The sequence below is a fragment of the Cryobacterium sp. PH29-G1 genome, from assembly GCF_030063365.1.
Classification (GTDB): domain Bacteria; phylum Actinomycetota; class Actinomycetes; order Actinomycetales; family Microbacteriaceae; genus Cryobacterium.
In genome coordinates this window covers 244262-257585 of sequence record NZ_JASISY010000002.1, presented here as the reverse complement: position 1 = coordinate 257585, position 13324 = coordinate 244262, and the positions used below count along the sequence as shown (strand labels likewise).

General features: G+C 64.4%; 12 protein-coding genes. 8 read left to right on the top strand and 4 right to left on the bottom strand.

Annotated elements, in window-relative coordinates; translation table 11 throughout:
- The first annotated feature begins 111 nt into the window (after window positions 1-111).
- Genes QMK22_RS03605 through QMK22_RS03580 form a run of 6 tightly spaced genes read left to right on the top strand, consistent with a single transcriptional unit; the run spans window position 112 to window position 5839 of the window.
- Window positions 112-894, top strand: a complete 783-nt coding sequence (locus tag QMK22_RS03605; RefSeq protein WP_283496263.1) for a DUF1684 domain-containing protein — start codon at window positions 112-114, stop codon at window positions 892-894.
- A 58-nt stretch (window positions 895-952) separates the two neighbouring features.
- On the top strand, window positions 953-2449 hold the full coding sequence (locus QMK22_RS03600) for an ABC transporter substrate-binding protein (RefSeq protein ID WP_283496262.1): 1497 nt from the start codon (window positions 953-955) through the stop codon (window positions 2447-2449).
- Window positions 2450-2491: 42 nt separating this feature from the next.
- Window positions 2492-3454: an ABC transporter permease gene (locus tag QMK22_RS03595; RefSeq protein WP_283496261.1), complete on the top strand. Its 963-nt coding sequence runs from the start codon at window positions 2492-2494 to the stop codon at window positions 3452-3454.
- The gene (locus tag QMK22_RS03590; protein ID WP_283496260.1) at window positions 3451-4308 is read left to right on the top strand and encodes an ABC transporter permease; all 858 of its coding nucleotides are present in this window, start codon (window positions 3451-3453) and stop codon (window positions 4306-4308) included. The genes QMK22_RS03595 and QMK22_RS03590 overlap by 4 nt, the downstream gene beginning before the upstream one ends.
- On the top strand, window positions 4305-5093 hold the full coding sequence (locus QMK22_RS03585) for an ABC transporter ATP-binding protein (RefSeq protein WP_283496259.1): 789 nt from the start codon (window positions 4305-4307) through the stop codon (window positions 5091-5093). Before QMK22_RS03590 ends, QMK22_RS03585 begins: the two co-directional genes overlap by 4 nt.
- Window positions 5090-5839, top strand: coding sequence for an ABC transporter ATP-binding protein (locus QMK22_RS03580; protein WP_283496258.1), 750 nt, complete (start codon window positions 5090-5092; stop codon window positions 5837-5839). Before QMK22_RS03585 ends, QMK22_RS03580 begins: the two co-directional genes overlap by 4 nt.
- Window positions 5840-5877: 38 nt before the next feature.
- Here the strand turns inward: QMK22_RS03580 and QMK22_RS03575 are convergent, their stop codons facing one another.
- The 4 genes from QMK22_RS03575 to QMK22_RS03560 all read right to left on the bottom strand — a co-directional run bounded on the left by QMK22_RS03575 (window position 5878) and on the right by QMK22_RS03560 (window position 11978).
- Window positions 5878-6645, bottom strand: a complete 768-nt coding sequence (locus QMK22_RS03575; protein WP_283496257.1) for a DUF2182 domain-containing protein — start codon at window positions 6643-6645, stop codon at window positions 5878-5880.
- A 6-nt stretch (window positions 6646-6651) separates the two neighbouring features.
- The gene (locus QMK22_RS03570; RefSeq protein ID WP_283496256.1) at window positions 6652-7248 is read right to left on the bottom strand and encodes a DUF1326 domain-containing protein; all 597 of its coding nucleotides are present in this window, start codon (window positions 7246-7248) and stop codon (window positions 6652-6654) included.
- 105 nt (window positions 7249-7353) lie between these two features.
- Window positions 7354-8781 carry an FAD-binding oxidoreductase gene (locus QMK22_RS03565; RefSeq protein ID WP_283496255.1) on the bottom strand — a complete coding sequence of 476 codons (1428 nt, stop codon included), beginning with the start codon at window positions 8779-8781 and terminating at the stop codon, window positions 7354-7356.
- A 116-nt stretch (window positions 8782-8897) separates the two neighbouring features.
- Window positions 8898-11978, bottom strand: a complete 3081-nt coding sequence (locus QMK22_RS03560) for an ATP-binding protein (protein ID WP_283496254.1) — start codon at window positions 11976-11978, stop codon at window positions 8898-8900.
- A gap of 164 nt (window positions 11979-12142) precedes the next feature.
- Here QMK22_RS03560 and cmtR point away from each other — a divergent pair, with 164 nt between their 5' ends.
- Together cmtR and QMK22_RS03550 are read left to right on the top strand one after the other, a co-directional pair.
- Window positions 12143-12496, top strand: coding sequence for a Cd(II)/Pb(II)-sensing metalloregulatory transcriptional regulator CmtR (cmtR, locus tag QMK22_RS03555; RefSeq protein WP_283496253.1), 354 nt, complete (start codon window positions 12143-12145; stop codon window positions 12494-12496).
- A complete protein-coding gene (locus QMK22_RS03550) occupies window positions 12493-13179 on the top strand; it encodes a cation efflux transmembrane domain-containing protein (protein ID WP_283496252.1) in 687 nt (228 codons plus the stop codon). Before cmtR ends, QMK22_RS03550 begins: the two co-directional genes overlap by 4 nt.
- Window positions 13180-13324 lie beyond the last annotated feature (145 nt).

Sequence of the window (13324 nt, the reverse complement as noted above, 5' to 3'; positions counted from 1 at the left end):
ACCGTGCTACCGAAACGATCCGGAATAATTCGCACGGCTATGAGTGTTTCCTCCGTCACTGGGGTACACCGATTGTGCCCGCCGCCCGTGTAAGCAGAAAATGAGACTGTCATGACAGTACCTTCCACCGATGCGCCTGCTGACGACGCAGCAGCCGCATCGCTCCAGATTTGGCACGACACCCGGCGGCGCGCCGTGACCGGCGCGACGGGCAACCTCGCTCTGATCGAGACCCGCTGGTTGCCCGCCGGAACCGACCCGGACGCTGAGGTCGCGCACGCCCGCGCCGATGCGCCCGCCACTGTCACCGTGACCCGCCTCACCCGGAGTAACGCCGAGACGGGCGAGCCCGAACGCGGCCTACGCCGATGGGATGCGGCGTCACCGGCCCTCTCGGCGTTCGACAGCATATCGGCCTTCGCCTACGACCCGAACTGGGTGATCGAGGCTCAATTCACTCCAACTCGCGCCGGCCACACAGTCCCGTTCGAGCACATTCGCGACAACGGCGGCAGCCGGGAGCTCGTGGTTCCGGGCGACATCACGTTCACCCACGATGGCGTGGACTACTCGCTCAGCGCCTTCGACGACGACGGCGCCCTACTGCTCGTCTTCGCCGATGCGACCAACCGGCAAAGTGGCGAGACCTCGACCTATTCCTCCGGTCGATTTCTGTTCGTGCAGCGTGTCGGGTTACCCGCAACCGGCACCCCCAACTTTGGCGAATCGGGGCCCGTCATCCTGGACTTCAATCGTGCTTTCGTGCCCCCGTGCGGTTTCTCGGCGCAGTACAACTGCCCGCTGGCCCCTGCGCAGAACCGATTCGCTGGGCCGATCGAGGCCGGCGAACGTCAGGTGGTATTCACCGGCGACTTAGACATCTACACCCTCTAGATTTTCAAGACCAGTACCGCACACACAGCGCAGCATCCATCACAGCACCAGGAGCACTATGAAGAAAAACATGGCATTTGTCGCGCTCGGCCTAGCAACGACTCTGTTGCTTGCCGGCTGCGCCAGCGGGCAGGACTCGTCGTCGGTATCCGCGCAGGATGCGACCATCGAAATCGGCTCGCTCTACGAGCCGCAGAACCTCAGCAACTTCGGGGGCGGAGGACAGGGCGTCACCGAGGCGTTCAACGGCAACGTCTATGAGGGCCTGTACCAGCTCACCGACGATGGCAGCGTGCAACCGCTGCTCGCGAAGAGCAACACGGTGAGCGAGAACGGCCTCGTCTACACGTTCACCCTGCAGGACGGCGTGATCTTCCACTCTGGCAAAGCGCTCACCTCCACCGACGTGAAGGGCAGCATCGAGGCCGTTCTCGCCGACGACTCCCAGTCGGCCCGTAAGAGCAGCTTCGGTGCGATCACGAGCATCGAGACCCCGGATGACTCCACCGTCGTCGTCACACTCGCTGAGCGGTCAATCTCCTTCGTCTACAACCTCAGCTATATCTGGATCATCAACGCCGACGCCACCGACCTCGAGACCACCGAAGACGGCACGGGCCCATACACCCTCGACGAGTGGAAGCGCGGCAGCGCCCTGAGCCTGATCCGCTTCGACGACTACTGGGCAGACCCGGCCGCCAACGAAAAGGCTGTCTTCAACTACTTCACCGACGCCACCGCGCTCAGTAACGCGCTGCTCACCGGCGAAGTTGACATCGTCACGAGCGTGCAGAGCCCGGATGCACTCAGCCAGTTCATCGACAACGCCGACTACGTCGTGAATGACGGCGATTCGACCACCAAGGAGATTCTGGTCTTCAACGACCGGATCGCGCCCTTTGACAACGTTGACGTGCGGAAAGCCATCTACTCGGCCATTGACACGAAAAAGCTGCTGAATTCGATCTGGGGCGACTACGGCACCCTGATCGGCTCCATGGTTCCGCCGACCGACCCGTGGTACGAGGATCTCACGCAGGTGAACCCCTACGACCCGGAACTCTCCAAGACACTCCTGGCATCCGGTGGCCAGCCCAACGGCTTCGAGTTCACGCTCGACACCCCGAGCTACGATCCGCACCCGATCGTGGCCGAGTTCCTCAAGAGCGAACTCGCCAAAGTAGGCGTCACCGTGAACATCAACACGATCAGCTCAGACGAGTGGTACACCAAGGTCTACAAGACGCAGGACTTTACCGCGACCCTGCAGGAGCACGTGAACGACCGCGATGTGGTCTGGTACGGCAACCCCGACTTCTACTGGGGCTACGACAATCCGCAGGTGAGCACCTGGGTCGCCGAGGCCGAGGCCGCCATCACCACCGACGAGCAGACCGCCAAGCTCAAACAGGTCAACGAGCAGATCGCCCAGGACGCCGCAAGCGTGTGGCTCTACCTCTACCCGCAGATCGTCGTGGCATCGAGTGACGTGAAGGGCTACCCGGTGAACGGGCTCAACTCACAGTTTTTCGTCTACGACATCGTCACGAACTAATCGATGAGGCTAGCCCCGGGTCGGGGCTAGCCTTGAGGCCGTATGATTCCCTATCTTCTGCGCCGGAGCGCCTTTCTTCTGGTCTCTTTTTTCATCGCCATGGTGGCCATCTTCGTGCTGCTCCGACTCCTGCCGGGCGACCCGTCGAACGCGCTGCTGTCGGTGACGGCCACGCCCGAGCAGATCGCTGCCGCGCAGGCCCAAGTGGGTGCAGACCGGTCAGTGCTCGAGCAGTTCAGCACCTGGCTCGCTCAACTCATCCGGTTCGACCTGGGAGAGTCCTTCATCAGCTCGCTGCCGGTCTGGCCCGAGATCGCGGGTCGGCTCGCGGTCACGGTTCCCCTGACTTTGATGGCCTTCGGGTTGGCGCTGGTGATCTCGATCGTGGCCGGGCTGGTTTCCGCCATCAAATCTGACCGTTGGTACGGCATCCTGATCTCGGGGGTGTCCCAGCTCGGCGTTGCCGTCCCCGTCTTCTGGGTCGGGATCCTGCTCGTGAGTCTCTTCTCCATAGGCCTCCGCTGGTTGCCCTCCAGCGGTTTTCCGCGCGACGACTGGGCCCACCCCACCGATGCGCTTCGTTCGCTCACATTGCCCGTGATCACGGTGGCTCTCGTGATGAGTGCATCACTCACCCGCTATGTCCGCTCGGCCACACTCGATGTGCTCGGCAGCGACTACCTGCGGTCGGCCCGCGCGCAGGGCTCCGGCCACACGGAAGCGCTCTGGCGGCACGGGCTGCGCAACGGCGCCGTTCCGGTGATTGCCATTCTCGGCATCGAGCTGGCCACAACATTTCTCGGTGCCGTGGTGGTGGAGAGCGTGTTCAGTTTGCCGGGCCTCGGCAGCATGCTACTCAAAGCCATTCAACAGCATGACTATCCCAATATTCAGGGCGTACTCGTGGTGAGCACGCTGGTGGTGCTCCTGATCGGTTTCTTCGGCGACGTCGCGCAGCGTCTCGTTGATCCACGCCTCCGAGTAAGTCTGTCGGCCACTCGATGAGCGCTGCCGTGGGCACTCCGCCCGTTGTGGCACCGGTGCGCCGCTCCCGATCGGGCACCCTCATCGTCGGGCGCGTCCTGGTGGGGGTCGTCGTCGCAGTGGCTCTCCTTTCACTGGTTTGGCTGCCGTTCCCCCCGGCCGACACCACCGGTACCCGGCTGGAAGGGCCCAGCGGCACGCACTGGCTCGGCACCGATAAACTCGGCCGCGACCTCGCAACCCAGCTGATGATCGGGGCCCGTATCGCTCTGGTGGTGGGGGTCGGCGCCGTCGCGGTCGGCGCCATCCTTGGCATCAGCGTCGGTCTGATCGCTGCCTTTGCGAAGTCCTGGCTCGACGACACCCTCTCGGCCGCCCTCGACGTGGTGATCGCCTTCCCGGTCTTGCTCCTGGCGATGCTCATCGTTGCCGCTCAGGGAGCCTCACTCGTCTCGGTGATCGTCGCGATCGGACTGGCCATGTCGGCCGTCGTCGCTCGACTCACCCGGGTACTCACCAAACGGGTGCTGTCCGAGCAGTACGTCACGGCCGCCCGCACCTCGGGTACCCGCTGGCCGGGCATCGTGCTCCGGCATATCCTGCCCAATGTCTGGCCGACCCTGAGCGTGAGCCTCGCTCTGCAGTTCGGCGTGGCCGTGCTCGCCGAGGCCAGCCTCTCGTACCTGGGCTTGGGTGCCCCGCCGCCCAACGCATCGTGGGGCCGACTACTGCAGGAGGCTCAGGGCACCGTCGTAACAGCTCCACTCGGAGCTATCGCTCCGGGCATTGCCCTGATCATGCTGGTGATCGGCGTCAACTTCATCGCCGACGGCCTCCGCGATGTTGCCGACCCCGCACGAAGGGCACGCCGATGACCCTGCTCTCCGTTCAAAACCTTGGCGTGCAGACGCCGGCCGGCCGCGCCCTCGTGGCCGACCTCAGCTTCGACCTCGCCGCGGGGCAGCGACTCGGCCTCATCGGCGAGTCCGGCTCGGGCAAATCGGTGACGTCCCTCGCCGTCACCGGGCTGCTCGGCTCAGGTCTGGTGGCGAGTGGCAGTGTGCTGCTGGATGGTGTGCAGGTCGTGGGTGCTTCGGAACGACGACTCGTACCGTTGCGAGGACGGGTAGCATCCGTAGTGTTCCAAGAGCCACTCACCGCACTCGACCCGCTCATGCGCATCGGTCGGCAGCTGGCCGAACCCATTACGCGCCACCGCGGTCTGCGCGGGTCGGCGCTCCACGCCGCTGTGGCCGACGCTCTCGACGAGGTGAGTCTGGACGAGGCGCGCATCAGCCGGGCGTATCCGCACGAGATTTCGGGTGGGCAACGCCAGCGCGCGGCCATCGCGATCGCACTGGCCAGCCGCCCTCAGCTACTCATCGCCGATGAACCGACCACGGCCCTGGATGTGACCGTGCAGGCGCAGGTGTTGCGTCTGCTCGACGACCTGATCGACGCTCGCGGAATGGCGCTGTTGTTCATCAGCCACGATCTGGCCGTGGTCTCGGCCATGACCCCTGACGTGATCGTGATGTCGTCGGGCGTGGCCGTGGAGCGCGGCTCGATCGAGCGGGTGCTGTCGAAGCCTCAGCACCCATACACCGCCGAGCTCGTGCGCAGTGCGCGCGCTCTGGATGACATGTTGGGCCAGCGATGATCCTCGAACTACAGAACGTCTCGTACCGATACCGGGCGGGTGCGCTTGCTCTCGACGACGTGTCGCTCGCTGTCGGCGAGGGCGCCAGCGTGGGCCTCGTAGGGGAGTCGGGCAGCGGCAAGTCCACGATCGTGAAGCTCATGCTCGCCTTGGCCAAGCCCTCGTCTGGCTCGGTCTTGTTCGAGGGTGCGCCGATCGCGCCCGCAGTGATGCGCCGGTTTCGCGGGGCCGTGCAAACGGTATTCCAGGATCCCTACTCCTCGCTAGACCCACGGCAGAGCATCGAGAGCATCGTGGCCGAGCCGCTGCGTTCGCTCGGGATCGCGCGCGGGTCCGAAGCGCGGAGCATGGTGGCGGAGTCTTGTGCCGCCGTGGGCCTGCCCGCGGATGCGCTCGGCCGCTTCCCGCACGAATTCTCCGGTGGACAACGCCAACGCATCGCCATTGCTCGTGCAACGGTGTGCCACCCGCGCCTGTTGCTCGCCGACGAGCCGTTGAGCGCGCTCGACGTGACCACGCGTATTCAGGTGATCGACCTCCTCGCGGAGCTGCGGGCGTCGGCCGGGCTGGCGATCCTCATGGTCTCGCACGACCTCAGCGCGATCGCGGCGCTCTGCGATGAGACTGTGGTGCTCAACGCCGGCCGGGTCGTCGAGCACGGTACAACCGCCACAATTCTGAGCACCCCCAGCCAGGACTACACCCGCCGTCTCGTGGCGGCCGTGCCCCGACTGCCCCACCCCTAAAACCACACCAGTAGAACGTGATGCCGGCGTAGCGCGCATCACGCGCCGATTCCGATGAGGAGGGCGGCGCCCCAGACCACCAGACCGGCGCCCAGGATGCGCGTGATCAGTCGGCTGGGGAGGAGTTTCTCAACGAGCACGCCCGCCGCCACCAGGGCGATCCACCACAGGTTCATAACGCCGAGGACGAACAGTACGGCCATCAGCGCCCAACAGCATCCCACGCACACAACGCCGTGATGCATTCCCAAAACGAGGGCGCCTGCTCGGCCATTGCGCCAGTGGTTCATCAGAAAGCCCAGCGGCGAGCGGCATTGCCGCAGGCACGCCTGCTTGGGCGCGGTGAATTGGTAGGCCCCGGCGACCAAGAGCAGTGCTCCGCCGAGCCAACGGCTAGTGGAAACACCCATGGTGTTCACGAGTGCAGCATCGTGCAGCATCCACTGCGCGGCGGTCGCCAGCACAGCGAAGCCGCTCCAGGTCGCCAGATAGCCGGCTACAAATATTCCGGTCGATCCGTGCAAGCCACGAGCGCTGGCCTCGATCGTCCGGGAGTAAACGCTGATCATGGGAGCAGCCGAGGGCAGCATCATTCCGGCCATCATGACCGACCACATCGTCCACATGAGTACCGCCTGCTGGCCCGTCCATGCCGAGGTCATCGGCATCGCGAACGGCGATCCCATGTCGCTCATTCGAGTGCTGAGAAACGCCAGGTATGCCCAGGACAGCCCGATAATGACGACGAGAGCCGTCGTGACGGCCCGTTTGGTGCGTGCCGTCGGCTCGGAAAGCAACACGGTCATCGAGGATCACGCCTTGTACGCGAAGGGCGAGTAGAAACCATTGGTCTGCGACAGCTCCCACTCATAGCCGTGATCGGCGTAGTGCAGATGATCGGCTCGGGCAGCGACCAACTGCTGTCCCGGAGCTACAGCCAGGGGATGGTTGGCGATCGTGACCTTCTCGCCGCCCTGCCCGGCAATTGCGGTGATCTTTAGGTCAGCGGTTTCACCGACACGCAGAGCGCGGGATGCGTCCGAGCCATCGAACGTGATCGGTGCCACGGTGACCCCGATCACCTCGCCGATATGGTTGGCTAAAACGGCGGGGTGTCCTCCGGCAGCCCCGGAGAAAATGGCGCCGAGGGCCTCCTGCTGTTCAGGCGTGGCGCGGTCGTCCAAATACAGGGCCGCCCGCCACGGCGTCGTGGCCATATGTCCGGATGAATGCACGGCCAGGCTGATGTTCAGCCCGTCCAGCCGCAACCCCTCATACACGCCGTCGTCAATGTGCCAGCCGAGGAGGGCCGTGCACTCGCCGGTGGTTGGTGCGCTGAGGAACACGCAGGGGCACGCGCTCTCGCAGTTGCAGGATTCGAAATAGTTTCCCGAAATGTTCCAGGACATGATGACAACCTCCAAGGGTATCGGTACTGTCTGCGTTCGTTCGGTGAAGAAATGTTTGAGTGGGACGGTCCAGCATGCGGGTTTCAGCGTCGGTGATGTCGTCGATCAGGCCGATTCCGGCACAATGTTCTGGTTGACGTGAAACAGGTTGTCCGGGTCGTAGCGGCGTTTGATCGCCGCCAAGCGTGGGTAGTTCGCGCCATAGCTGGCGCGGACGCGCTCGGCCCCCTCCTCCATGAGGAAGTTCACGTAGGTTCCGCCAGCCGAAGTCGGGTGCAGCTCCTCCCAGTAGTCCTTCGCCCACTGCGAGATCCGGTTCGCGTTCAATGGATCCGGATCGACACCGACGATGACCGCGGCCCATCCGCCGTCCCGGTGGGCGAATGCGGTTGCGTTCGCGGGGACTCGCGAGGCGGCGCCGCCGACTGGGTACATGTGCATGGTGGAGTGTCCGGTGGGCAGCAGCGTGCCGAACTTGTGGTGAACGGTGATCGCGGCGTCGCTGATCTCGGTACAGAAGTCGGATCGCCAATACCACTGAAGACCGGCAGGATAGAGCCCGTCAAAGGCTTGCTGAAGCGTGCTGAACGGCATCTCGTGCATGCCGACCATAAGAGGGGAGCCGAATCCGCGCACGGGCGCGGTCACCTCGGCGGCTTTCGCCATCGACCCGGTGTAGCACCACACGATTCCGCACACCTTGCGTCCCCAGAGCTCGTTGGGGAAGGGGGCCACGGGTGGGACGGTGAGTAGCGCTATCCAACCGCTGAGTTCCTCGGGCAGGCTTGGGAGCAATTCTCGGTACCACTGCATGACTTCGCGGGTGTCGTCGAGGTCATAGAAGACCGGGCCGCCGAAGATAGTGCCGTGGTCACCAATCTGGTGACAGGTGAACGTGAAAGAGGTGACAACCCCGAAATTGCCGCCGCCCCCGCGAACGGCCCAGAATAGATCGGGGTGCGACCGCGCGTCAGCCTTCACGAGTGAGCCGTCCGCAAGTACGACGTCGGCGGAGAGCAAGTTGTCGACCGTGAGCCCGAATCGACGGGTGAGATAGCCGATTCCGCCGCCCAGAGTGAGCCCGCCGACACCTGTGCTGGCCAGAAAACCTGAGGGTGTGGCCATTCCGAATGCGCCGGTGGCGTGGTCGACGTCGCCCCAGGTGCAGCCGCCGTCGACGCGCACGGTCTGCGCCGCCGGGTCAACGGTCGTGCTGTGCATTGCACCGAGGTCAAGCACCAGGGCGTCATCCCAGACGCCGAGGCCGGCCGCGTTGTGTCCGCCTCCGCGGACTGCGAGTTCAACCCCGTGCTCTCTGGCGAATCGCACCCCGGCAATGACGTCGGCAACGTCGCTGCACCGCAGCACGGCGGCGGGATACCGGTCGATCATCGCGTTATACACGAAGCGAGCCTGATCGTAGTCAGCATCGCCGGGCAGCACCACGCTGCCTCGAGCGGCTGCCGCGAGTTCGCCGAACGGCGGGCCGCTGGAGCGGGTCGACCTCGTGTGCAGGGTTGTTGAATCGGACATGATGGGGTGCCTCTCGACGACAGGCCGTAAGTCGGCCTGATGCACGGGCAACGCTAAACGGATGAGCGTTCCCAAACCGTTCGGATCAGGCAATGTGCCGGGAGAACGGTTGCGCGTCAGCGTTGACTGCGCTCTTCGATATCGCCACGGCAGCGCGCCAGCAGGGCGGCGCTCGACTGCGCCCGAGCCAGTGCTGCTGCCTGTTCCAAGCGCATATTGGGACCCCGAATCGGATCGAGGGCTGCGCGTGCGCGCAGAACCTCCGGCAACCACCACCGGTCGTCGTGCTCGGTCGCGATCGCCGCGGCGGCGTCGAGAGTGGCCTTTTCGGCTGCGGTGTCGCCCTGCCGACGGTGCAGGTCGGCGACCAGGGACAGCCAATACGGCATCCGCGCGAGCGCTCCCTCGCGCGTCAGCGACTCGATCCCGCTCCGAGCATGGCGGAGCCCCGTGGCTCCGCCATCTGCCCACCCGGTCAGTACGGTCGCCCACTGGCGGTAGTACGCGAATTCATATCGTTCGCACAGCTCTGTCAACTCGTCCAGATCGCCGGCAAGCGACCGGAGATCACCGCTCACCTGATGCATGAGCGCTGCGTAGGACAGTGCCACAGTCAGGGAGTACGGGTGGTTGATGAACCGGGCGGTCTCCACCGCGGCGGCGCTCGCCGCCGACGCTCCGGCCTCGTCTCCCAACAGCCATCGAGCGTGCGCCCACCAGGCCCGAGCATGCACCTCCGTGCGAGTGCCGATCGGCAGCGAATCCGATGCACCGGCCAGATCGCAGGAGAGGTGAAAGTGCTCATCGGCCTGCCGGAGAAGTCCAAGGCTCAGCCCTGAACCCGCCAGCGCCAGGTGGGCTTGCGCGGCAAGCTCAGGACCAGTCCCGGCCAGAGCGAGCGCCTGCCTGCCCCATAGGTGTGATTCCGCGGTGTGTCCTTGAACAAAGGTGGTGCTGAAAAGAGCAATCGCCGCGGTGCAACGGACATCCTTCAATCCCAGTCGTTCGCCGAGTTCGTCCGCCCGGCGTTCGTAATCCTCAAGCTCAGCCGAGGCGTAGCCGCGCCACGCATTCAACGGTGGCAGTAGCTCCTGAAGCACTGTGAGTTCGCGGCGATCACGCTCACTATTGGCTGGAAGCTCGGCAAACAGGGCGAGGCAGCGCTGCCAGAACCGAACTGCCTCGGCATGCGCAAAAACCGTGGTGGCCTGCCGTGCAGCGCGTTCGTAGAACGGCAGAGCCCGGTCGGGACGTCCGCCCCTGTCGTACTGCTCCGCCAGCTGGGCGGCCACGTCGTCCAGGCGGTCTGACCACAGCAATTCCAATGCTTGCGCCAGACGGCGGTGCAGGAGCCAGCGCCGAGGCGGGCTCAACATGCGATAGGCCGCTTCCCGGAGGAGGTCGTGGGCGAAATCGTAACCGCGCCCGTGTTCCTCGAGGATACGTCGACGCCACAGATCGTCCACCGCGCGCACCAGAATGTTTTCTGCCAGATCGGATGCCTCGATCAGCAGATCGAGGGTAAAGTCGCGGCCCACGGTCGATGCGAGCTCGACCACCGCGCGCGCCGAGTCCGACAAACGCGAGAGCCGGTCGTCCAGCACCGCACGCAGGTCTGCGGGTTTCACCGGCCCGGGCGTGGCGGAAGAGGTGCGCAGGGCCTCCAGCAGAAAAAAAGGATTGCCCGAGGTTGCGGACATCAACAGGTTGAGATCTTGCTCGCTCACGGCGTGCCCGAGGGTTTCCTCCGCCAGCACGGCCGCGGCTTGCGCAGATAAATTATTGAGCATGATGAACTCGGTCTGGCCGGCCGCCCGCATCCTCTCTAATACAGGGGCAAAAACGCTGCCGGCGAACTCCTCATCGCGCGCCGTTGCGATCAGAAGCAGCGGCGCTGAGCCGCGGGAAGCCATCAGCAGGGACAGCCATGACATCGTCGCCTTGTCGCACCACTGCAAGTTGTCAATCGTGAGAAGGATTGGACGGTCCACGGCGAGGAAAGCACGTACAAGTCCCTCAAAGAACCGAAATCGTTGCCAGGCGTCCACCTTCGCGCGGGCACCGGTTCTCGGATCTGCGTCACTTTCACCCTCCGGAATCAGCCTGTCCACCTCGGCCCGCCACACCGGGTCGAGCCGCCGGGTTGCCATCCTCAGGAGGGGAGTACGCAACCAATCGGCCACGGGAGCGAGCGGCACCGCACTTGTCGCAGCAAAGCACCGCGTTGTCGCGACCACAGCGCCTTGCCGCCGCACCGTAGCTGCAACCTCTGCTACCAGCCTGGACTTTCCAACACCAGCCTCGCCCACCACGACCAGGAAGCGGCAGCCGGCTTGCGCCCCACGCCACGCCGACATCAACCGGTCCAGTTCTGCTTGTCGTCCGACCATTCCCGACGCCAAGGACCATGCGGGTTTGTCGATGGCCACCACCCCAGTGTCTCCAGGAGCCCGGTCGAGGTCGGACAAGACGGCATCCAGCTCGGCCTGGGTGTCTAATGAAGGTCCGACCTCGAGCTCGCGTTCCAACGCCGACGCGCATTGGTGGTAGGTGCGCATTGCACCCGGTGGGTCACCGGCCATCCGCTGAGCTTGCATGAGTGTGCGGTAGCCCTGTTCATCCAACGGATCGAGCAAGATTCGGCGTCGCGCAAAGATGGCTGCGGTCGTCGGATCGCCTGACGACATCCAATAGCCCGCCACGCTGTCGCACAAATCGACACAGGTCTGTTTCAACTCCTGCCGAACAGCCAAGGCCCAGTCGTCGTCGCAACCGGGGAGGAACGACCCTTGGTACAGGGCGAGAACGCGACCTCCATGTTCTTCGATACTCGAGCGTTCACCGGAAGCCAGTGCGGCAACGGCGCACTCGCAGGCATTGAGAAAGTCGTGCACATCGACGGCGCAGTCTGAACCACGCCGCCAGCACAAGGTACTTCCATCCACCTGCAGACACTCGTTGTCGCCGAGCATTACGCGCAAATTGTACAGTTCCCGGCGCAGGTTTGTTCGAGCCTGTGCCTCCTCGGAGTCGGGCCATAGCAAGGCCGCGAGATGGGCACGCGGCTGGGGACTCTCCGGGTGGCTCACCAAATAGGCGAGCAGCGACAGCGACCGCGGGGAACTGCGGAACTGCCCGGAAACCGCACCGGACACTTCCACCCCACCGAGCAGGTTAACGCGGATCGTTCCGGTCATCGTGGTACCTGAGATCTGGGATCGGCATCCCTTGCAGGCTTAAGATACCACCGGCATACGTGGTACCTCCTCGGATGTGATCGACACTCATCAGGCTGCAGAACTACGACATGTTGCCTGACCGACCGGTGGCTATTGGTCAGCGATCGATGTAATGTCAGTGGATGCTGACTAATACTTCGCGGGTGGACGTAATGAACCGGTTGGGTCGAGCGATGGCTGATCCCACCAGGTCGCGCATCCTGCTCTCCCTGCTCGACCGCCCGGGATATCCGGGTGCGCTGGCGCGCGAGCTGCAGTTGTCGCGGTCGAACGTGTCCAACCATCTGTCGTGCTTGCGAGGCTGCGGAATCGTGGCAGCTGTTCCGGAGGGACGCTCGACGCGCTATGAGATCGCGGATCCGCACGTGACGAAGGCGCTGGTCGCTCTGATGGATGTCGTGCTCGCCGTCGATGACGGTGTCGGCTGCGTCGATGAGACCTGCGATGTTCCGCTGTGTTGCGGGGCCGGCGTATGAGCCTCTCCGCCGACGACCGAGTTGCTGAGATGCAGCCTGACCGCACGCAGGTTCTGCGTCGCCGCATTCGGTGGATCGTCGCGGCGACCATCGCCTACAACGTCATTGAAGCGATCATTGCGATCGCGGCCGGCAGTGTGGCGTCGTCAGCGGCGCTCATCGGCTTCGGCCTGGACTCCATCGTGGAGGTCCTCTCGGCTGCTGCGGTGGCATGGCAGTTCGCCGCTCCCGATCCGGAGAAGCGGGAAAAGACGGCGCTGCGAGTCATCGCGGTGGCGTTTTTCGCTCTCGCCGCGTATGTGACCGTCGATGCCGGTCTGTCCCTGTTCGGTGTTCAGGAAGCCGAACACAGTACGGTCGGCCTCGTTCTGGCCGCGGTCAGTTTGCTGGTGATGCCCTTTCTGAGCTTCGCAGAACGTCGGGCCGGCCGGGAGTTGGGTTCTGCCTCGGCGATAGCTGACTCGAAACAGACCTTGATCTGCTCTTACCTCTCCGCAGCACTGCTGGTGGGGCTGCTGCTGAATACCCTTTTCGGTTGGGCGTGGGCGGACTCGGTCGCCGCCCTCGTGATTGTGGTCTTCGCCGTTCGGGAAGGCCTCGAGGCCTGGCGCGGCGACGCCTGCACGGTACCCGTGGCTGCTCTGACGGGAGAACGCGACGTCCAGCACGAAGATTGCCACTGAATCAACCCACCCGCCGGGAAAATAAGGCATCCGCCCGATGACCGTGAGCCACCTTAGGGACGATTCTCAATGGTGTTCATCCGACTCACGAAATCGCAGTGCGCGTCGCCCACTGCTGCGTTCGGTTTCTGGGCTCAGGCCAGCT

What these genes read in the sequence shown, in the direction of transcription:
- QMK22_RS03605 (WP_283496263.1), top strand. Translation starts at nt 112, where the DNA reads ATGACAGTACCTTCCACCGATGCGCCTGCTGACGACGCAGCAGCCGCA.
- QMK22_RS03600 (WP_283496262.1), top strand. Translation starts at nt 953, where the DNA reads ATGAAGAAAAACATGGCATTTGTCGCGCTCGGCCTAGCAACGACTCTG.
- QMK22_RS03595 (WP_283496261.1), top strand. Translation starts at nt 2,492, where the DNA reads ATGATTCCCTATCTTCTGCGCCGGAGCGCCTTTCTTCTGGTCTCTTTT.
- QMK22_RS03590 (WP_283496260.1), top strand. Translation starts at nt 3,451, where the DNA reads ATGAGCGCTGCCGTGGGCACTCCGCCCGTTGTGGCACCGGTGCGCCGC.
- QMK22_RS03585 (WP_283496259.1), top strand. Translation starts at nt 4,305, where the DNA reads ATGACCCTGCTCTCCGTTCAAAACCTTGGCGTGCAGACGCCGGCCGGC.
- QMK22_RS03580 (WP_283496258.1), top strand. Translation starts at nt 5,090, where the DNA reads ATGATCCTCGAACTACAGAACGTCTCGTACCGATACCGGGCGGGTGCG.
- QMK22_RS03575 (WP_283496257.1), bottom strand. Translation starts at nt 6,645, where the DNA reads ATGACCGTGTTGCTTTCCGAGCCGACGGCACGCACCAAACGGGCCGTC.
- QMK22_RS03570 (WP_283496256.1), bottom strand. Translation starts at nt 7,248, where the DNA reads ATGTCCTGGAACATTTCGGGAAACTATTTCGAATCCTGCAACTGCGAG.
- QMK22_RS03565 (WP_283496255.1), bottom strand. Translation starts at nt 8,781, where the DNA reads ATGTCCGATTCAACAACCCTGCACACGAGGTCGACCCGCTCCAGCGGC.
- QMK22_RS03560 (WP_283496254.1), bottom strand. Translation starts at nt 11,978, where the DNA reads ATGACCGGAACGATCCGCGTTAACCTGCTCGGTGGGGTGGAAGTGTCC.
- cmtR (WP_283496253.1), top strand. Translation starts at nt 12,143, where the DNA reads ATGCTGACTAATACTTCGCGGGTGGACGTAATGAACCGGTTGGGTCGA.
- QMK22_RS03550 (WP_283496252.1), top strand. Translation starts at nt 12,493, where the DNA reads ATGAGCCTCTCCGCCGACGACCGAGTTGCTGAGATGCAGCCTGACCGC.